The following is a 19,041-nucleotide window of genomic DNA, read 5'->3' as shown; positions in this document are numbered from 1 at the left end:
TCAGTGCGCCTTCATGTTGCCAAGGTCTATAGCGGGGGTTCACTTCCTAACTTTCTTCACTTTAACAAGGGTGAAATCCTGCGAATAAGCGAGCATGCGTGAGAAAACTGAATCGTACGGAGGGAGTTAAATAAAGGAAACTGACGGGGCTGCCACCAATATGTTTGGCAGCCTCGTTAAGCTATTTGGCAGGATAACATGGTTGGATATGGCAATAATAATGTATTAGTATATTCACTGTTTGAGGAGGGTTACGCTGAATGAAATCTGTCAAAGGAATGCTTCTCGGTATTTTCTTTATTGTAATAGCTATATATATAGACATCCTCGGGGCAATGACCGGTGGTATTGAGTTCTATCTCGCTGTTCTAGGGGGAATTGTTACATTGATTAGCTTCTTCTTCGTTAAGGAAGAGACCGGTGGTAGTTCTTCCACTATAGACAATGACTAAGCTAACGGAGAACGAGCGCTAATGGGAGAGTGAGCATTTGGAGGATGATGTAATAATCATGCAGGGCTTCCAAACATCTGGCGTTTCGATTAACGGGTTACGCTGCCCATGTGCGGTATTAGGATGTAACCGGCATAAGTAGGGCTCACTCCCATTACGTCCTGGGCAAAAAGAGGAATGAATGTAATCGCACCGAACATACCAGCGCTCATAAAAAATCCTGCGATGTTTCCGAATGCAATGACTCGAATTTTGAAAAGTTGAAGCGGTAGCATAGGTTCTTTTGCCTTCGTTTCAATCCATATAAACAAAACAAGAAAGAGGGCACTTAGGCTGAATAAGGCGATAGTGGTTGATGAATTCCCTATTAGAACAAGCCCCAGCAAAAGAGAGACGATAGAAATGCTGAACGTGACAACACCGGCCCAATCAATTAATGGTCTCGTATAGCGCATGTTCTCTTTCCAGGCTGTAGCCATGAGAAACATGGCCGGAATACCAATCGGGATGATGAGAAAGTATATCCAGCCCCAGCCTAAGTGTTCGGAGATCATTATACCGATGCTGGCCCGATAATGCTGGAGCTCGAGAACACAGCGCTGAACAGGCCCATGAACTTCCCTCTTGATTCCGGTGGGTAAAGATCCCCAACTATCGTAAAGGCAATCGGCATCAATGGCCCCGGCACCCAATCCCTGAATTCCTCTGAAGATATCAGTTGCGTCATGCTTCCCGCGAATCCACATAGAACGGAGAGTTACATCACCAATTTTTTCGGAAGTGGTCTTTCCAGGTGGTTTCTCATCAAGAAAGTACCTTCGATATTTAGGGTCGGCATGAGTGTAATCGTAAAGTAGCCTTTGAATTGCCGAAAGACGAATCTGTAAAGGATACATTGTTGCACCTATTTTCTGCATAAGCGCTCTGTATTCATCGCTTATTGGGACCTGATCTAAGAGCTTTCCCGGACGTTGCTCAGACACATCAAGAGCGAGAAAATAACGAAGCACTTCATTACAATCCCCAATGAATCATTCCGCTAATAGGTACGATAGTTCCATCAAAAACTAGGACGAAGCTGCCGGCACGATCGGGCAGCTTCATTGCGTTAACTGGGCAGTTTTGTTCAATATTTCTCCATGTAGGTGAAGCGCGGAGCGACGCCATGTTGCCGGCGAGGTCGTCGAGTTCCAAGTTAATTCGGGGCTCTTAACAGTTGAGTTAACTTCCACAAAGAGGAGATCCCGCACATTTGGGTTTCGATACACTCCTGTAGGTAAGACCGAACATGTTCCGTCAGATTCATGATGCCTTGTAGATCCGTATCTTCGGTAGCGGCGCATGATTGCTTAAGTTTTACGGTGTCCTCGGAATAAATGGAGTTTTGCAGCACATGGATCAACCTGATTTTTAAAAGATGAGCTCTGCTGTAATAACGATAACGGTTTTCAGGGTCTCTGTCCGCCTTAACATATCCGGCTTGCTCCCAGTAACGGATCGTCGATTTAGGTATCTTCGTCATCTCAGAAACTTCGTGGATGGCGAAACGCTGCATGGCACTAGACGAATTATTCTCGTTCGTTAGTTGCCGAATATCCTCGATTATTTGCTCTAATTTCACTTTCTCCTCATATAATGCAACTTCCTTTTTCCTAACGGTCCACAGTGCGTCATAAGGCGTGTCATGCCGCAGATCATGAAGCACTTCGGTTGTCACCTCCATCCCGAAAGACGGCGCCATGGCTTGAATACATTCCAGGTAAGCTGCATGCAGGTCCGTATACATTCGATAGCCGTTCGCCGATCTTTCCGCTGGAGGGATCAGACCTTTCGCTTCGTAATTTCGCAAGGTGCTGGGACTAATCATGAATGTTTTTGCCATTCTTTTAGGACGCATCGTCAATTCAAGACCCTCCCCTAAAACGATCAAAATTAAAGTGATATATAAGCTTTTTCTGGATAATAACCGAATTTCCTTCATTGTTTATTTGGAACCTTCCAATTTGCTTATATGTTATACAATCGAATTAGATTGTTGATAAGGAGGAGTAAGTTTATGAGTAAACCGTTTCCGATTTTCCGCCAGGACATGACGATTGAAGAAATGAGTAATGCCGCCAACCGTTATATCGAGTGTGAGTGGAAGTCCTTATACGATTTCATGCATAAGGATTTGACGGCAGCATTTTGGGAAATTGAAGATGCGGCCTACGGTCTATATTTGGAACAGCTTATGCCGACCATATTTGACCAGTTGGAAAATGCAGGGTTTAGCTTAAATGATGAACTCGAGGAGACTGATTTCGTCATTGCCAAACATTTGATTTTCCGAAATTCCATTGAGAAATGGGGCACGGAGGATAACCGATCCAGAGTATTTTGGAACGTAGTATGTGACAAGCGAGGTCATGCGTTAGGTACGCTGCTGACGGAGATTCCCCACTCCCATCTAAAATTTGATATTCCTTCGGCGCCCGTCATTTATTCGCTTCGTGGAGTTTTGAAGGAAGAGATTGTTCAAGGAATCAGGAGAATTAAAGAGCATGGGCTGAACAGTTAAAAAATATAGGAAACGGAACCAATTTACGAAAGGAAGATCCCGTATGCTAGGTCCAAACCCTAATTCGAAGTATCCAATCCCTGGGAACATGAATGTGCAATTTATTCGAAACACGATCACGAAACCAAATATCATAGTTGGAGATTACTCTTATTACAACGCGTTGAACGGGGAATCGTTTGAAGATCACGTGTTATATCATTTTGAAGTGATCGGGACAAAGTTAGTGATAGGCAAATTTTGTTCCATTGCTCCGGAAGTCAGATTCATGATGGACGGCGGCAACCACAGAATGGATGGCTCAACTTATCCCTTTAACATCTTCGGAAACGGTTGGGAGAGACATACCCCTTCCCTAGATCAGCTGCCGATCAAAGGGGATACGGTTGTCGGCAATGATGTCTGGATCGGCAGACGCGTTACGATAATGCCGGGGGTGCGAATCGGCGACGGTGCGATTATCAGCGCAGAGGCTGTGGTCGTAAAGGACGTTGATCCTTATACCGTAGTCGGTGGAAATCCCGCCAGGGAGATCAAACAACGTTACCCGAAAGAAATCATTCAAGAGTTATTGGAGATTAGATGGTGGGATTTCGACATCGATCTCATCAGTCAGTATCTCGGTGCAATCGTAAGCGGAGATATGGTTACTCTTAGAAAAATGAAACAACGTTCTTAATGGTTTCATTTGTTAAGGGGGTATGTTGCGTGAGGGTTATGGTATATGAATATGTCGTCAAAACGCATGATTCGGGGCCATACGGAGTAACGATGGGGAAAGACGGCGCCATGTGGTTTACGGAACACCGGGGCAATCGGATCGGTCGAATTAATGACGTAGGCCAGATCAATTCTTTCTCCTTACCGACAGAGAAGGCTGGAGTGATGTCGATAATCTCGAGCAGGACCGGTGACTTATGGTTTACAGAGTATCATGCCAATAAGATCGGGAGAATGTCGGCGGACGGCTACTTTACGGAATACGAGCTTCCTGTCGCAAATTCAGCCCCTTTCGGCATATCGGAAGATGGGGAAGGTGCGATTTGGTTTACAGAGACGAACGGCGGAAGGATCGGAAAGATAACCGCGTCGGGGGAGATGATCGAGTTTGAGCTGCCTGGCCGGGATTCATTTCCTTCCCATATTGTACTTGGCCCGGACGGAGCATTATGGTTCACGGAGAACATGGGGAACGCGATCGGCAGAATAAGCGCCGAAGGCGAAATAACGGAGTTTCCGATTCCAACTCCGAACTCAGGACCTGTTGGCATCGCGAGTGGACCTGACGGGGCATTATGGTTTGTACAAATTATGGGAAATAGGATCGGTAGAATGACAACCTCCGGCGAATTTAAGGAATTTATGATACCGACACCGAACGCAAGGCCGCATGCTATCGTTACCGGGAAGGATGGGGACCTTTGGTTCACGGAGTGGAAGGGGAACAAGATCGGACAAATTACTGTTCAAGGAACGATTACAGAATATCCGATCCCCACCACTCATGCAGAGCCCCACGGTATAGCGATAGGCGAAAGTGGCGATATTTGGTTCGCGGAAGAGTGCAATCAAATTGGACGTCTCGTCATCTCACCATAGCAGTTCAATAGCTGCCTAATGCTGTCCGTCTTGGGACGAAACCGTTAAGGAGGGATTCCAATGTTGCCTTTTTATACGTTAGTCGCATCTTTTTTGCTGTTCAAGGGTCTTGGCCAGCTCGGCTTGTCTTATTTCGAAGGCTGGCAAACTTCACTCCAGGGAGCGGTAGCTGTCATGCTGTTGCTTACCGCTTCTGCACATTGGGGAACTAGACGCCCAGACTTGATCCGTATGGTTCCTCCGGTATTTTCCAGACCAGACTTAATCGTAACTGTCACTGGATTTCTGGAAGTTGCCGGGGCTATTTGCATCCTAATACCTTCCCTCTCCAAAGCCGCTTCCATTGGCTTGGCTCTACTTCTGGCATTGATGTTCCCTGCTAATGTGATAGCGGCTAGGGAAAGATTAACGATCGGGGGGCGGCCCGTACCTAAATTATTACACCGAACCGCACTGCAGGTTATCTTTGTTGGGGCAATCCTATTGGCGGGTTAAGTGTATGTGTATGGCGAGAGTATTTACTGGTAGTAGACTGTGCTATAGGTTGATTACGACGGTAACCGGCCTAATTGGTCAGTTGCCGTTGTGTATTGAAGTAACGGATAACGAGAGCGTGGCGGTGTACCCATTCCACCGCTTTTATGCTTCCGCTGGTTGCTCAACTATTGGGCAGGATTGCTCAATAAAATAATGGAATACCTAATATGGGATTTGATGTTAGGAGGGCGAAAAATGGAATTCATATTTATTCGGCACGGTCATGGAGAACATCTCAACGATTATCCAAATCGGTTGAATACTCTGCATCCTAGTCTTACGGAGTACGGCATATTTCAAGTAACGCAGCTACGCAATGAAATTAAAGTTGGTCCTGATGATTTAGTTCTTGTAAGCCCAACTAAACGCACGATTGAGACAGCAACTATTATAAAAAACGGTATGGACTTCATTATTTCTCCATTTGTTGGTCCGAGAATGTTTCCTCAGAACCCCGAACTTCCTTGTCTAACTTGTGATCATATCCTTTCTAAAACTGAAATTACAAATCTGTATGGAGATACTGAAATTCTTGATTTCAATTTGGATTGCTGGAAAGAAGGGATCAATAGGATCGAACAAGATATTTTTGAAGGATATGCTACGCGGTTATTAGAGTGGATCGGGCAAAGCTATAAAAAAATATTCATTATTTCACATGATGGCACGATAACGAATTATCGGATATTACTTGGAGAAAAAGGATTGACCAGAAAAGATTTTCTCGGTGAGGCTGGGGTATATCGAATGAATTTTTAGTGTGTTGGCCGCTAAGCTAAAGGGATACGATAGTTGAATGACGGAAGGGCTGCGGTGTGGCGGCCCTTCGCTGCACTAACTGGCAGATTAGTAGAAAGAATACGACAATTCATTATTGTATATTTATACTAATTTATGTATATTTTTAAATATATTTTCGAGAGAGGTGGTTCTATCTACATACCTAAGCATTTTCAGGTAACTGACATTCAAAAACTAACTCCATTCAGAGTACAGTTTTGGCACTTTATTTTCACAAACGGATGGAGTACCTTTTGCAACGCATTTACCTTTTCTGATTGAACAAGACGAGATGGGACAATTTTATCTCTCGGGCTCGGAAAGATTTGACATTGATGGATTACAACTGTAGTATTGTATTACACATGTAGTCAATGTGTTGACGGCTGTCCTGTTTTGCCGCAGGCCGGCCAAAGGACCTTCGATTGCTTACATATGAGTCAAGGTAAAAGCCTGGGAAAGGGGGACGGATGAGTTTAATATACAGTGCTAGGCTGGGGAAACAATGCCGTCGGGTACTGGTCATTTTCAGATTTGCAATGTAGAAAGGAACGGTCAACTTGAAGACTCCAAGAATGCTGAAAGGTATGGGTGTAGTAGGTGTAAGCCTCTTAATAGGTTCGATGCTCGTTACGGGCGGATCAATGCAGACGTACGCTAAGGAAGCCAAGGAACTAGAGGCGCAAACAGCAAGTATAAGTCAAGTGAAGGATCAAACGACAGGTCTATCTAAAAAATCGTCCCCCGCTCAGATTACCAATGAAGATAAGTCAATTGTTTTGACCAAATTGAATGACAACGTATGGGCACATACATCATATAACGAGTGGAATGGCACAAAAATCGACCACAACGGGTTAATCGTTTCTACTCCCAAAGGAGTGGTCCTGGTTGATACGGCGTGGGATACAGCGGAGAGCCAGCATAAAACCGAAGAGTTATTAAAGATGATCAAAGAACATTTTAAGAAAAAAGTTGTAATGGCAATCGTTACTCATGCGCATGATGACAGCATTGGAGGCATTCAAGCGTTGCTGGATCAGGGAATTGATGTACGCAGTACGCCTTTGACGGCAAAACTCGCTAAAGAATACGGATATCCTTCGCCTAATCCTACTCTCGATGTAAACACAGTGATGAAAGTAGGCGGCATAGGAATTGAAACATTTTACCCTGGAGAAGGCCATTCGCAAGATAACATTACGGTTTGGCTCCCCCAATCTAAAATATTATTCGGCGGATGCTTCATCAAAGCATTAGCTGCAACGGATCTTGGGAATCTCTCTGACGCAAATGTAGAACAATGGGATGACTCCGTAAAGAAGGTAGTCGAAAAATACCCGCACATCGAAACCGTTATTGCCGGACATGGGAAATGGGGCGATAAGAGCCTGCTATTCCACACAATCGAACTGGTCAACCAATATACCGATACAGAAAAATGAAAGAAGCAGTTATGTGAATCTTATGATGAAGTGCACCTTAAGTGCACCCCTTGGAATGGACATTATTCCAGGGGGTGCTTTTTTTTACTTGTGTATCTTATGGCCGGAAGTGAAGCGCTTCGGACGCTGGTAAGTCCCTATTTCGATGTGGATACCGGCCGTTTTGATTGTCAGCGCGTCCTGGAGCAGCCGGACGTTCCCCATGAATTACATGTGCTGATGCGGCTGGCGGTGGAGCTGCACAGCGGGGAAACCGGCGTTTTGGTAAAGGATCTTGTCGAGGGGCTGGAAGAACCGCATTTTAGTTTGGCGCTGCTGGCGATCCGGCTGCGAAAGCAAGGGATTCAGAGCGATCTATACAACATAGTCAATCATGACATGATGATCACATAGGAGCGTGTTGGCGTGAAAAAGCAAATCTCGCTTTCGCTCATTCCCGATGATATGGACGAATTTCGACGGCTGATCCCGGCGCGGGTGCGAAGCAAAACGATAGAATCTTTTTTGATCCATGACTATAAGTTGCCGGAGGATCTTGCGGCGCTTGCGCAAACACCGGAGGTTTATGCGGTGGAGCCGCTACGCTTAAGCCAGGACGTAATCGGGCTGATGGAAACGCACATGGAACAGGCGAAACAGGGTGCGTATGGCGAAGTAAGCAGGTCGTCCATCATGCGGGATGTTATCAAGGAGCTAAACGCCCATTACCGCCAACGTGCGCAGCTACCTGCCACGCCGAGCCAGCGCAAGCACTCGTCGTTTTATTTTGAGCGCGGCACGAAAGAAATTCTAGATCAATGGATCGGCCCGGGTTCACAGTTTAAATGACATAAAATCAATAATTTCCATTTCCCTCCTATCAACTCCAATGTCGCTTCTGCGGGGATATTTTCCTAGGTTGCCGGAGTGGGGAAAGTGAAGGAAGCCATTTCTGAATATTTAACGGGGGAGGACAAGCCAAAATGAAAATTGTTTCTGTAAGGCCAGCGGAACCGGCGCGGATCGAGGACGTGGCGAACGTCTACGCTTTTGGCAGAAAGTTGTTTGACGAGCATAGTTTCGACAAGGCGATATCGGCGGGGAGCTTTATCTTGTTGTGGGGGATTCGTCTGCGCTGGCCGACAATCGCAAGCAAAGTTTCATTCTCACTAATGGCCCCATGCGAACGCCGGTATACGGCCCTGCGTTCTTTGTACGCCGCGTGTCGGCTCTTGGCGAGCTGGAATGTCATTCGTTAACCGATGAACAAGCCAGCGTCATTTGCTAGAGGGTTCGCGGGAGCTTTTCGATACGCGCAGCCTTGCCGACCGGCCGGGGATCGGGTAGGAGGTCTTGGCGGTCATGCTGAAAAAGCCGGTGGATATGTCGGAGTGGCGCAAGATTCATCAGTGTATTTGCTGGTTTGCGGAGTCCGGTATCCATGTGAGCAGCGATATGGTACAGGCCATTGAGGACCGCTTTCTTTTTGCTGTTTTTCCCGACTTTCAATTATAAAGTTGTGGTTTTTGTATAGTTAACGTAGTGTAGTCCGAGTTGATAAGCCTGTGTCAGCAGCCTTCTGTGAATATCTGGACTTGAATCCAAGGTATCATATAATATCTCTACTCTGCTATTTAAGATTCCACAATAACTGGCTATTGCGATGTTCAACTTCTGGTTCATCATCTGTTCGTATTGTCTCTTCTCCATGTGTGCTTTCGAATCTGCTGCGAGACCAAGCCAAAGAACTTGTCTATGATGCAGTTTATTGGAGCCGTAAGCAAATCCATTGTTCCACACCCGGTCGATATACCCTTTAAGCATAGCAGGTAAACTATACCACCATACTGGGAATATATAAGCGAGGGCATCGTGGTTCTTCATTCGTTCGATTTCTGCCTCAACTTCGGGCGAATAGATCTTTCGATCGGATGACCAATCGGGTTCATCCGCCTCCCACAGCACAGGATTAAATCCACTGCGATGCAGATCCAGTATCTCGGTTTCGTGCCCCGCATCAGAGAGTCCTTGTGTAAATTTGTCTGCAACAGAAAAGGTTAAGGAATTCACCCTTGGGTGCGATACAACGGTCAAGATTTTCACAGTCATCACCTTTCATTTTCTACTTTTTACTTCGAATGAGGTACGATAAAATTATGTAATGAACCGCGATAAAAAGGAAGTACGTACTTTTTTGTGCCATAAGAACTATAAAGTAATATAGGTTCCGGAAAGTACCTATAAACATAAGCAGTTCATTAAACGATTCGCCGGATAAATGCTCGATAAAGCTGCCGCACCACTTGGCGCATAACGGCCGTTCGGGTCACGCCCCGCAAACCGATCGCCTGAACCAGCTCGTCCAGCTTGTCGAAAGCAGTATCGCTTAAATTGATGCGGATCGATTCGGGATGCTCCGGACGCATTTTCAGCAGCTCCATTTCTAAGCCCGGCCTTAAGGCTTGGCGGTTGTCTACAGACAACCGAAAATCAATTTAAAAGGAATTGCTCTATGACAAAATTCCGGTCCCGGTCGGCATACTGCTTCATCACGCCCTGCAGCCGCATTTTCATAAGAACGGTATATAGTCAAGTGCCACCGAAAGTTGTCTATGAAATAAGTGAACTTGGAATGTCGCTGAAATCACTATTAGACCAACTAGGTGAGTGGGGTGAGAGATATATGAATCAATTTGAATGGAGGTCCTCCTGCTCTGAATGAGGATAATGTGTCACCCCAAGAGTGTATCATTACAACGCAACTTCCGACCCGGCATTTATACTCATGAGGTAATACTTGACCAAGTCAATGAATATTTCGATGCCAGAGAGCCATTAGGTTAATGAGTTAGAGCCACCGTGTTAATAAAATAGAGCCATCATGTTATTGTCCAGAGCCAGTTTGGGACGGGCAGGATAGTTCAACAGAGTATTGATATGAGTGAAATACAATTAGAATGATTATTCCCCGATCGGCATAATCCATATTTACCTACTATAAGTTCGAATCCCTCCTAGTCCATCTCATAAGGATTTTAACTTCACATAGCCGAGGTGCGCACCAGCGATCCTTAGGACTTTCGGTCAATGCCCATTCCAAGCAGCTTGACATGACCACACAATGCGGCGTATATTTAAGTATACCATTAATTAAGGAGATCTTTAATTGGTTGCGAATGACACACTCAGCCTCATCTTCGCTGCGCTTGCCGATCCGACGCGCCGAAACATCCTGTCTAGGCTGTCACAGGGGGCCGCTACAGTCGGGGAGGTCGCCCAGCACTTCGAGATAAGCGCACCCGCGATCTCCCAACACCTCAAAGTGCTGGAGCGAGCAGGGCTGATCGAACGCACAGCAAAAGCCCAATGGCGGACCCTGACGATGCGCACCGAGCCTCTCGATGAGGCATCGGCCTGGGTCGAGAAGCACCGCCGCGAGTGGAACCAGCACTTCGACGCACTGGAAGAGCACCTCAAGTCCATGACCAAAAAGGAGGAACAATGAACATGACCACATCTGCACCGGAGTTCACCATCACCCGCACCCTGAATGCCCGCCGCGAGCTCGTATGGCGCGCCTGGACCGAGAAGAAGGAACTCGCCGCCTGGCTGCCTTCGACACCCCTGGAGTCTATCTCCTTCGACGTCCGCGAAGGCGGACGCTACCGCTACACAATGGTCAATACGGAGACCGGCCAGGAATATCCCACCGGAGGTGTATTCCTTGACGTCATACCTTTCGAACGGCTTGTCTTCACTTGGGGTTACCCCGATGCTCCCATCGAGGACTCCCCTGTCGTGACCCTAACCCTCACCGCACAGGGCGATCGCACCGAGATGATCTTCCACCTACGCGGATTCGCCGGTCACCCCGGCGATCAGTATGTGTACGACGGCTGGTCCGATACGCTCGACAATCTGGCGACGCACCTGCGCGACCAAAAGCAGTAGACGGCAGCAAGAACAGAGAAGGAGCCTTCACGGCCTCCCGCAACAGGGGATGCGACGTCCTCACCCCGATCACATATCCTCAAACGACAAAGAAGTGCCGACATTGGCTTTCTCTTACACATGAAATTGTATGAACTACTTATATTGTAGTCAATGTTATGATTCTGCTAGCGGGTACGATACTGAATAAATCACATTACGAGGCTGCCGGCGAACCGATCGGCGGCCTCGTTGCGCTAACGCGCAGGATTCCTCAATAGTGTCTTTACTAAAACGATGTAATATCCGAAGTTCGAAGGATTCCCAAAAAATCCACAGCATACTCCATCTTAGTTATGAAAGACTAAACAGTGAAGGAAGGTATGACGATGAAACATTTCGATGTGGCAATCGTGGGTGGAGGCATTGCAGGTTTGGTAGCTGCAATGAGTTGGCTCAGGCAGCTAAATCCGTTGTCCTTTTCGAGCGGTCCAATCAACTCGGCGGTCGGGCAATATCTGTCAAGAAAAACGGGGCTATCTTCGATCTTGGCGCTCATGGAATCATCAAGGGAGGGGCAATGGATGAAATCTTTCAAGATTTAGGTATAAGAATTGAAGGGGGATATTCTTCGACAAACGTATCGTTTCTATGGAACAATAAGGTGACCAATATTTTTAAGTTTATTTTCAGTCATAATCTGAGCTGGTCAGGTAAGATGGAGTTTTTGAAGTTTTGTAAAACGATGACAACAATCGATACCGATTCAGTGCCGGCGATCAGTCTGCGGAGTTGGATTGAACAAGAACTTCGCGATCCGATGGCTCGTCATATCGTTTACACCATGTTCAGAATAAACTCGTACTGCAAGCCCCGAATTCCAATTGGCCGGCCCCGCCATACGTTCTGTAGCACGCACGACGAAAAAGAACAGCATTATATATGTGCAGGACGGCTGGCAAACCTTAGTCGATCAGCTTTACGAAAAGGCAGTTCGGTCAGGGGTCTCCATGATGACAGGTAAAAACGTAACGGAAATCGAGCATGATGGGGCCATTCGAAAAATAAAGTTTGCTGACGGCCAGGAGATGGACATCACGCATGTGATATCCGCTACCCCGCCCGAAATAACCGCGGCTTGTTGGAGCGGCAATGTCTTGTTCGGTGTGTATGCTTGACCGCTGTGGGCCATTCCGACCAAGATTCGAGCGAGTTTACCGCAAAGTTTCATAATGGACCTCATTTTCTTGATCTTCTTGACGTGGACATTATGCGAGTGCATCGCTTGAAACTCTGAATTATTCATCACCAAACTCATGGTGGCCATGAAGAGAAAGTGTCGCAGCCGGGAGCGGCCGCGCTTACTAATGACCATCTGTCCGGTCCATTTGCCGGACTGTGTGATCAATCTATCCCCGACCAAGCAGCAAGTGTTCGACGAAGCAGTCCGGGTGCTGCGCTCGGGCGGCCGTTTGGCGGTTTCGGATGTTGTGACCACCGCGGAACTGCCTGCGGAAATCAAAAATGACCTTGACGTGATGTATTCGGGGTGTATTTCCGGCGCTTCCTCCGTTGATGAAGTCAAAGCTATGCTAACTCAAAGCGGATTTACGGATGTGGTGGTAGAGCCGAAGGATGAATCGAAAACATTTATCAAAGATTGGGTACCGGGATCTAACGTGGAAAAGTATCCTTTCATCATAGCGGCGCTGACCGTTCTTCCGTTCCGGAGAAGGCAGCAAACCAACGGATTCATAATACCGCACCGTCGATGCGTTGACACTGGCCTTTGCCGACAACTGACCAATACTAAGCTCTGTCATTAATTTCACCCCTTGACTTAAAGTTAACTTTAAGTTCTATGATGGAATTATTATAGCCCGTATGGGAAGTAAATGAAAAAAAAGAGTTGGTTCACCGGTCTTGGACTCATACCGAGCGTGCGCCTTGTGCTGCGCGTTACCGTTACTCGGCGGCGCAGCGGCCTTGGCCCTTGTGTTTGTGATAGCGGGAGTTGTTATTTATCAGCGGCGCAAGGCAAACTGATCAGCATGTTTTAAGCCAGGATGTAGTGCAATTGCCCTTACAATTGGTGGCTCAATCGGCTATGATGCTTTTGCGAAGGAACTTAGTAAAAAGGATAAGCTCGAAGACCAAAAAATCGAAGAAAAAGCCGAAAAAGCTAAATTGGAAAGTATGCGAATCAATCTGTAGAAGAGATTGAAAACACAGTTGAGCAAGGACGTAAAGTAAAGGAAATTGGTTTGGCTAATGGTGAACTCGAAAAAGAGGTTAGCCCAATTGACCCAAAAACGAATCTTGAAGAAGATATTCGTTCGTTAAAGGGTGTGATGCATAGGTTATTACAAAACAAAAGTTGATGACCCTAAATGCGGGGCTGCGTATGCAAAGGCGGTAGAAATCCTTGAAAACAAAAGCAGACTCTAGCCGAAATCGAAACAGACCTAAAAGAAAACAATAAGTCTGTCGAACAAAAGGAATTTGATCAATTGTTAAAAGAAAAAGAACAAAGAACTGATCATTCAATAATATCCTCATACAAAGGAAAAATACGCACTGTTCCTCTGGATACTTAATAGACCAGAAGAGCCATGGAAAATCAAATCCATGGCTCTTTCACTTTTTTATATAGGGGGGTCTTAATGTATAGTAATGACCAATTAAAGATACTCTACCTTAGTTGATACGTTGATCATCTTGGACTAAGGTGCAACGAGCGGATAACGATAACGCAAATGATCTCAGCTGCCAGCCGGTTTTTGTAGAATGAGCGCAGGTGCTCCGTCAAGCTGCAAAAAGCGGCGTCTACAAAACGATCGTTTTATGTCCTTCACACAAAAATGATGAGAAACTATGAATTCTATAGTTGTTTTCGTCTATTAACTCGTCTAGAATTCAAAGTATATTAAGCTTCGATTATTAACATTTAATAGACAAAAGTGTGGGTGGGCTATGGCGAAAATTGGATACGCTCGCGTGTCGACGGCTGATCAGTCAATGGATCTTCAAATTGATGCCTTGAACGCAGCCGGATGTGAGCGCATATTTGGAGAGAAGGTCTCTGGTAAGAAAAATGATCGGTCTGAATTAATGCGATGCCTGGATTATCTGCGCCCGGGAGATACACTTGTTATCTGGAAGCTAGATCGCTTAGGTCGTACCACAAAACAATTAATTGAACTTTCTCATAATCTAAGGGAAAGAGAGATCTCATTGCAGATCATCACGCTTGGGGTTGATACCAGTAATCCGGCGGGCAAGTTGTTTTTTGCCATAATGGCTGGTTTAGCCGAAATGGAAGCAGAAACGATCAGGGAGCGAACGAAGGCCGGTCTAGAGGCCGCTCGAGCAAGGGGCAGAAACGGGGGAAGGCCGCGATTAGAGCAAGGTAAGATTGATATGGCGTTGACGCTGTATGATAGTAGAAAATATACGATAAGCGAAATCACAGCTCGAACCGGCGTTTCAAAGGCAAAGTTGTACCAGGTGTTAAAGCAACGTCGCAACGACTAACGTTCGAGTCCTAATGAGCTGGGGCGGACCGATTGGTGTCCAAGGGGAGAAACTTCATAATTCCAAATGTTGTTAAAATTGTGATCATTTTAATCTTTATTGCTATCACTATGTCGGCTATCTAACGTTAGGACCACGGCAGGCGCGTTACATCTGGGTGAACAGTGTTTCTTTGGTCGATGAGCAGATAGGAAATTATAAGTTATTACAAAGCGTTAGATCACTAGGCCCTCCTGATCCTGAACAACACCACCAGTCCTATGATTACTATCATTTAAAAGATGGTGTAACCCTCGCTACTGCTCGTGGAGATGATAAAATCCTTCGTATTACACATAATCGCCGCGAGTTGGCCATTACAACAAGCAAGGGTGTCCTGGTCGGCAGCACTGAATCCGATGTCATCTCGGTGTATGGAAAGGATTACTATCGCCGTTCGGAACAGGGTGCCGAGATACTTGGATACGTAGATAAGACCAAGAAACGTGAACTCGAGTTTTGGATGGTGGTGGTAAGGTACATACCATTCGTTTCGATTTGGCGACTATGGCGTAAATAGCTGCTTGGCTCATGGCTAACAACTGAACGACACAGCCGCGAAACAAATTCCCACCTCTCCTACTGGCTTAGGACGGTGGGGATTTTGATTCCAACATAAGTGAGATCACCTGAGACAATATTTAGATTTCCTTTTTCACGTCTTGTATATTACAAAATATGTCATCGCAAGATCACTCTTTTCCCACAACCCCTGCGACGGCAGTCGGAGGCCAGCGGTTGTTAATTCTGTGAATCACGAGAGTAATAAATGCTTGCATCAACGACGAACTTATACGAGAGATCGTGAAATAGAATGGAGATTATCATGTGCCACTGGTTCAAATAAATTCTATGATCGCCTAATGAGTTCTCTAGAAACATCATTTTTGTCGTCCATTCGAAAAGAATTACTGCACCAAGCGGTGGGCAACCTACTGGAAATCGGCGCAGGCACCGGTATTAACTTTCCCTTTTATGAGAGAGCGGAGAAAGTTGGGGCTGTTGAACCCGGATGCGGATATGCTCAAGCCAGCATTACATCGAGCTCGTGCAGCGTCGACACCGATCGAAACCATTAATGCCGATGCTCAAGACTTACCATGTCCCGATCATTCACTTCGATACGATTGTGGGCATGCTGGTCCTCTGTACCATCCCAGACCCTGCGCGGGCGATTGATGAACTGCATAGGGTGTGCGGTATCAACGGTCGACTGCTATTGATCGAGCACGTGCGGCTCCGTCAACCTGCGCTCGACCGACTGCAGGATTGGCTTACTTCGGCGTGGAAACGTATGTGCGCCGGCTGCCATTTGAATCGGAATACGGTGGAACTTGTCGAGCGTAACGGATTTCATATAACTAAATTAACTGCATATCATGGTGGCCTGTTTGTTGTCATTGAAGCTCGCAGCCAAAAACAGCGAACTTGCACTCCATGAGCCAAAGGAGGAGTTCAAAGCACATAGTACTTGCATGGAGCGCAAAAAGCAGGCCACCATCTCCGGTTAAAACCATGCGGCGAAATCACGCGGTACAAATAGATGTTCATTCAAAATAAAGTGTTAGACCGTGAAAATAGTAGACTGACCGCGAGCATCAAGCTAACTGGCAGGATACTTCCAATATGTGTTAATATATAAACTGAGTTTTAGTGATACCAAGGCACATCAGCTGCCGTTCGTCGCATTATGAGTTCGATACATGTGATAAAAGGGAGGGGAAACTAAGTGCATGAACAAAGTGAAATAAATAAAAAAGCTTGGGAGTATCGTGCTTATGAATTTTGGAATAAACGAGATGGTTCTCCTGAAGAAAAAGCACGTCTGATTTTAGAAAATCCACTAGCATCACTTAAAAAGCATAAGAACCTTTTTGAACATGTTCGAGGTAAAAAGGTTGCTAACCTTTGCGGTTCAAATGGAAGAAAAGCTGTTCCATTAGCTTTATTAGGAGCAGAGGTGACCGTATTCGATATCTCTGAGGAAAACAGAAAGTATGCTTTAGAGCTGGCTGCCAGCGCAAATACCACACTAGAATACATCGTCACCGACATATATGATATTGACCTAAAGGAGTACGGAGGAGATTTTGACTTGCTATATTTGGAAGGAGGGATATTACACTATTTTAGTGATTTGGAAAAGTTCATGAGTATTCTTTACGCCTTATTGAATGATGGCGGAAATTTGGTTTTAAGTGATTTTCATCCCTTAGGAAGATGTATCTCTTCTCACGGGGAAGTCAATTATTTTGATACAGAACTAAAAAATGGAGATGTGGCGTATAAAGGTGCATTTGATATAGAAGAACAGAAAGATTTCCCCGATGTCTCCATTCGATTGTACACTTTGAGCGATATTATTAATTCGGTCGTTGCATCAGGGTTCAGATTGCGAAAGTTTGATGAGCATCGTGGATGGAATAATGAAAATATCCCTTGGGAATTTACTATACTAGCGGATAAATAGATCTTGAAGTAACAGAGTACGCTAGTTGAACAATCAGGGAGCAGACGGCCGCGGCAGCTGCTCCCATTTTCATTGAAGTAACGGGCAGTTATGTTTAATAGGTCGTTTGGAATCTCTGAGATTATAAAATAGCAATTGATAAGAAATGATCACATATGTTAAATTCTACAAATATGAGGAATACTGCACATAAAAGGAGGAATTATAGTGGCACCCCTGAATCATGAACCAATTGCAAAGGCAGAAATGCTGATTAGGAGACCAGTTGAGGAAGTGTTTGAAGCTTTTATCGACCCGGCAATAACTACAAAATTCTGGTTCACCAAAAGCAGTGGAAGATTGGAAGCGGGAAAGCATGTCCGCTGGGATTGGGAAATGTATGGCGTTTCTGATAACGTTCATGTAGAGGAAATAGAGCTAAATAAACGAATTCGCATCGAATCATCGGATAGCACTAAGACTGAATGGATATTTACTCCCCGGACAGATAAGCAAACCTATGTCACCATTATAAACTCAGGGTTTACAGGAACCGGAGACGATATTGTAAATCAGGCCATTGATTCAATGGAAGGATACACGATGGTGCTTTGCGGACTTAAGGCATTTCTTGAGCATAACATCGAGTTGAATCTCATAGCGGACAAGGCTCCTGACGCCCACGTTAAACATTAGGAATATGTACCGTTTAATGTTTCAGCAAGTGTTACAACGAGGCCAGCAATTGACGCATAGTTATTGCACTAACGGAGAACGATAGTTAAATAAAGGAAACTGACGGGGCTGCCACGAATATGTTTGGCAGCCTCGTTAAGCTATTGGGCAGGATACTTACAATATATGCTAGTATAGAATAGAGTACATTTCATATAAGGGAGGAGAGGCAATCTATGGTGAAACAACTGATCGTCGGAGACGCCATGCATGAGCTGGCCACTACGCGCCGCATCCTGGAGCGCTTGCCCGAGGAGCATATGACGTGGAAGCCGCACGTCAAATCGATGACGTTGGGCGGACTGGCCACGCACCTGATCAATCTGCTGAACTGGCAGGTCGCGATTTTTCTTTACCCGGAATTCGATCTTTCGACCGTGCCGCTTCGGCGGGAACCTTTAGAAAGACGCGAAGACGTGCTGGAGGAATTCGACGCGAACGTCGTCAAGCTTGAAAAGCTGTTAGCCGAATGCAACGAGAAAACGCTCGGCGAGGAATGGACCTTGCGGAACAGCGACCATATCATCCTGCGTCAACCGCGGGCGATCGCGCTTCGCACCTTTGGATTCAGCCACATGGTCCACCACCGGGCGCAACTCGGGGTTTATTTGCGGCTTCTCGATATTCCGGTGCCGGGCCTCTACGGTCCCTCGGCCGACGAGGAAGGCAAATGAACTAAGACGCGCCGAAAAGTCGCAGGGCATCGGCTGACCGTCGGTATCTGCGACTGTTTATTCGGGACGAACGCTTTTTTGTGCCGGGCATAGCGCAAATGACTTGATTTTCCGCTAAGCTGCAATCCAATCTAAAGTATGTACCTTGAGAAATTTATTAGGACGTTGAACTAACGGATAACGATAGCATTCCTGTAGAGCGTTAATTTTGAGCTTTGCAAAAAAACGAGCGCCTCGGTACGATGGAAGTGCGAAACGGGTCATAGCCCTTTTAAATTCCATCATCCAGGAGGACGCTCTACTATGAAGTTTAAATCGCAAGCTAGAC

24 protein-coding genes and 7 pseudogenes are annotated in these 19,041 nt (G+C 45.9%); 24 read left to right on the top strand and 7 right to left on the bottom strand.

Translation table 11 applies throughout. From position 1 onward, the window contains the following. Window positions 1-260 precede the first annotated feature (260 nt). Window positions 261-452: a hypothetical protein gene (locus CBW46_RS20710; RefSeq protein WP_089201855.1), complete on the top strand. Its 192-nt coding sequence runs from the start codon at window positions 261-263 to the stop codon at window positions 450-452. Window positions 453-541: 89 nt separating this feature from the next. Here CBW46_RS20710 and CBW46_RS20705 read toward each other — a convergent pair whose 3' ends face one another. Then, a complete protein-coding gene (locus tag CBW46_RS20705; RefSeq protein ID WP_089201854.1) occupies window positions 542-1,462 on the bottom strand; it encodes an efflux MFS transporter permease in 921 nt (306 codons plus the stop codon). Window positions 1,463-1,647: 185 nt separating this feature from the next. After that, a complete protein-coding gene (locus tag CBW46_RS20700) occupies window positions 1,648-2,349 on the bottom strand; it encodes a MerR family transcriptional regulator (protein ID WP_165842393.1) in 702 nt (233 codons plus the stop codon). 159 nt (window positions 2,350-2,508) lie between these two features. Between CBW46_RS20700 and CBW46_RS20695 the strand changes: the two genes are divergently transcribed. From CBW46_RS20695 to CBW46_RS21460, 11 genes and pseudogenes are all read left to right on the top strand, one after another. After that, on the top strand, window positions 2,509-3,012 hold the full coding sequence (locus CBW46_RS20695; protein WP_089201853.1) for a DUF6022 family protein: 504 nt from the start codon (window positions 2,509-2,511) through the stop codon (window positions 3,010-3,012). A gap of 43 nt (window positions 3,013-3,055) precedes the next feature. After that, complete coding sequence (gene vat(I) / locus CBW46_RS20690; protein ID WP_089201852.1) at window positions 3,056-3,691, top strand: streptogramin A O-acetyltransferase Vat(I); 636 nt, start codon at window positions 3,056-3,058, stop codon at window positions 3,689-3,691. 29 nt (window positions 3,692-3,720) lie between these two features. Next, window positions 3,721-4,611: a Vgb family protein gene (locus CBW46_RS20685; protein WP_089201851.1), complete on the top strand. Its 891-nt coding sequence runs from the start codon at window positions 3,721-3,723 to the stop codon at window positions 4,609-4,611. 60 nt (window positions 4,612-4,671) lie between these two features. Further along, on the top strand, window positions 4,672-5,106 hold the full coding sequence (locus CBW46_RS20680) for a DoxX family protein (RefSeq protein WP_089201850.1): 435 nt from the start codon (window positions 4,672-4,674) through the stop codon (window positions 5,104-5,106). 237 nt (window positions 5,107-5,343) lie between these two features. Continuing rightward, window positions 5,344-5,907: a phosphoglycerate mutase family protein gene (locus CBW46_RS20675; protein WP_089201849.1), complete on the top strand. Its 564-nt coding sequence runs from the start codon at window positions 5,344-5,346 to the stop codon at window positions 5,905-5,907. 277 nt (window positions 5,908-6,184) lie between these two features. Further along, window positions 6,185-6,280 (top strand): annotated as a pseudogene (locus CBW46_RS22200) (hypothetical protein); the annotation flags it as partial. Window positions 6,281-6,503: 223 nt separating this feature from the next. Beyond that, complete coding sequence (gene bla / locus CBW46_RS20665; protein ID WP_243633422.1) at window positions 6,504-7,373, top strand: subclass B1 metallo-beta-lactamase; 870 nt, start codon at window positions 6,504-6,506, stop codon at window positions 7,371-7,373. A 90-nt stretch (window positions 7,374-7,463) separates the two neighbouring features. Beyond that, on the top strand, window positions 7,464-7,766 hold the full coding sequence (locus CBW46_RS20660; RefSeq protein WP_165842392.1) for a hypothetical protein: 303 nt from the start codon (window positions 7,464-7,466) through the stop codon (window positions 7,764-7,766). Window positions 7,767-7,778: 12 nt separating this feature from the next. Continuing rightward, on the top strand, window positions 7,779-8,201 hold the full coding sequence (locus tag CBW46_RS20655) for a hypothetical protein (protein WP_089201847.1): 423 nt from the start codon (window positions 7,779-7,781) through the stop codon (window positions 8,199-8,201). Window positions 8,202-8,335: 134 nt separating this feature from the next. Beyond that, window positions 8,336-8,611: a hypothetical protein gene (locus CBW46_RS20650; protein WP_089201846.1), complete on the top strand. Its 276-nt coding sequence runs from the start codon at window positions 8,336-8,338 to the stop codon at window positions 8,609-8,611. Between the two features lie 103 nt (window positions 8,612-8,714). Beyond that, window positions 8,715-8,867 (top strand): hypothetical protein, encoded by a 153-nt coding sequence (locus tag CBW46_RS21460; RefSeq protein WP_165842391.1) that lies wholly within the window; start codon window positions 8,715-8,717, stop codon window positions 8,865-8,867. On the opposite strand, the gene CBW46_RS20645 is transcribed toward CBW46_RS21460, so the two are convergent. Then, complete coding sequence (locus CBW46_RS20645; RefSeq protein WP_089201845.1) at window positions 8,862-9,455, bottom strand: NAD(P)H oxidoreductase; 594 nt, start codon at window positions 9,453-9,455, stop codon at window positions 8,862-8,864. The two genes, CBW46_RS21460 and CBW46_RS20645, sit on opposite strands and share 6 nt — an antisense overlap. 155 nt (window positions 9,456-9,610) lie before the next feature. Further along, a complete protein-coding gene (locus CBW46_RS21085; RefSeq protein WP_165842390.1) occupies window positions 9,611-9,793 on the bottom strand; it encodes a hypothetical protein in 183 nt (60 codons plus the stop codon). A 125-nt stretch (window positions 9,794-9,918) separates the two neighbouring features. Here CBW46_RS21085 and CBW46_RS20640 point away from each other — a divergent pair. The 5 genes and pseudogenes from CBW46_RS20640 to CBW46_RS21455 form a co-directional block, all read left to right on the top strand. Then, window positions 9,919-10,074: pseudogene (locus CBW46_RS20640) on the top strand (winged helix-turn-helix transcriptional regulator); the annotation flags it as partial. A 444-nt stretch (window positions 10,075-10,518) separates the two neighbouring features. After that, window positions 10,519-10,857, top strand: coding sequence for an ArsR/SmtB family transcription factor (locus tag CBW46_RS20635; RefSeq protein ID WP_089201843.1), 339 nt, complete (start codon window positions 10,519-10,521; stop codon window positions 10,855-10,857). Next, window positions 10,854-11,303 carry an SRPBCC family protein gene (locus CBW46_RS20630; RefSeq protein ID WP_243633421.1) on the top strand — a complete coding sequence of 150 codons (450 nt, stop codon included), beginning with the start codon at window positions 10,854-10,856 and terminating at the stop codon, window positions 11,301-11,303. The genes CBW46_RS20635 and CBW46_RS20630 overlap by 4 nt, the downstream gene beginning before the upstream one ends. A gap of 259 nt (window positions 11,304-11,562) precedes the next feature. After that, window positions 11,563-11,946, top strand: a pseudogene (locus CBW46_RS22400) (NAD(P)-binding protein); the annotation flags it as partial. 220 nt (window positions 11,947-12,166) lie between these two features. Beyond that, the gene (locus CBW46_RS21455; protein ID WP_111361099.1) at window positions 12,167-12,460 is read left to right on the top strand and encodes an FAD-dependent oxidoreductase; all 294 of its coding nucleotides are present in this window, start codon (window positions 12,167-12,169) and stop codon (window positions 12,458-12,460) included. Here the strand turns inward: CBW46_RS21455 and CBW46_RS20615 are convergent. Then, window positions 12,415-12,678, bottom strand: a pseudogene (locus CBW46_RS20615) (transposase); the annotation flags it as partial. The gene CBW46_RS21455 and the pseudogene CBW46_RS20615 overlap by 46 nt on opposite strands. On the opposite strand from CBW46_RS20615, the pseudogene CBW46_RS20610 reads away from it, so the two are divergent. After that, window positions 12,665-12,994, top strand: a pseudogene (locus tag CBW46_RS20610) (methyltransferase domain-containing protein); the annotation flags it as partial. The pseudogenes CBW46_RS20615 and CBW46_RS20610 sit on opposite strands and share 14 nt — an antisense overlap. Window positions 12,995-13,030: 36 nt before the next feature. Here the strand turns inward: CBW46_RS20610 and CBW46_RS21975 are convergent. Further along, window positions 13,031-13,105: pseudogene (locus tag CBW46_RS21975) on the bottom strand (MerR family transcriptional regulator); the annotation flags it as partial. Window positions 13,106-14,255: 1,150 nt separating this feature from the next. On the opposite strand from CBW46_RS21975, the gene CBW46_RS20600 reads away from it, so the two are divergent. The 3 genes and pseudogenes from CBW46_RS20600 to CBW46_RS22395 form a co-directional block, all read left to right on the top strand. Continuing rightward, the gene (locus CBW46_RS20600) at window positions 14,256-14,816 is read left to right on the top strand and encodes a recombinase family protein (RefSeq protein WP_089201840.1); all 561 of its coding nucleotides are present in this window, start codon (window positions 14,256-14,258) and stop codon (window positions 14,814-14,816) included. A 172-nt stretch (window positions 14,817-14,988) separates the two neighbouring features. After that, window positions 14,989-15,375, top strand: coding sequence for a hypothetical protein (locus CBW46_RS20595; RefSeq protein WP_089201839.1), 387 nt, complete (start codon window positions 14,989-14,991; stop codon window positions 15,373-15,375). A gap of 492 nt (window positions 15,376-15,867) precedes the next feature. Continuing rightward, window positions 15,868-16,017: pseudogene (locus CBW46_RS22395) on the top strand (hypothetical protein); the annotation flags it as partial. A gap of 54 nt (window positions 16,018-16,071) precedes the next feature. Here CBW46_RS22395 and CBW46_RS21970 read toward each other — a convergent pair. Next, window positions 16,072-16,212, bottom strand: coding sequence for a hypothetical protein (locus CBW46_RS21970; RefSeq protein WP_243633418.1), 141 nt, complete (start codon window positions 16,210-16,212; stop codon window positions 16,072-16,074). A gap of 372 nt (window positions 16,213-16,584) precedes the next feature. Here CBW46_RS21970 and CBW46_RS20585 point away from each other — a divergent pair, with 372 nt between their 5' ends. From CBW46_RS20585 to CBW46_RS20575, 3 genes are all read left to right on the top strand, one after another. Continuing rightward, window positions 16,585-17,325 carry a class I SAM-dependent methyltransferase gene (locus CBW46_RS20585; RefSeq protein WP_089201837.1) on the top strand — a complete coding sequence of 247 codons (741 nt, stop codon included), beginning with the start codon at window positions 16,585-16,587 and terminating at the stop codon, window positions 17,323-17,325. A gap of 246 nt (window positions 17,326-17,571) precedes the next feature. Beyond that, entirely contained in the window at window positions 17,572-18,000 is a 429-nt protein-coding gene (locus tag CBW46_RS20580) for an SRPBCC family protein (RefSeq protein WP_089201856.1), read from the top strand. A 215-nt stretch (window positions 18,001-18,215) separates the two neighbouring features. Further along, window positions 18,216-18,713 (top strand): DinB family protein, encoded by a 498-nt coding sequence (locus CBW46_RS20575; RefSeq protein ID WP_089201836.1) that lies wholly within the window; start codon window positions 18,216-18,218, stop codon window positions 18,711-18,713. Window positions 18,714-19,041 lie beyond the last annotated feature (328 nt).

It is taken from the genome of Paenibacillus xerothermodurans (assembly GCF_002220865.2).
Taxonomy (GTDB): domain Bacteria; phylum Bacillota; class Bacilli; order Paenibacillales; family NBRC-103111; genus Paenibacillus_S; species Paenibacillus_S xerothermodurans.
Note: the sequence above shows the minus strand (reverse complement) of the source record. Positions and strands in the feature narration are given on the sequence as shown.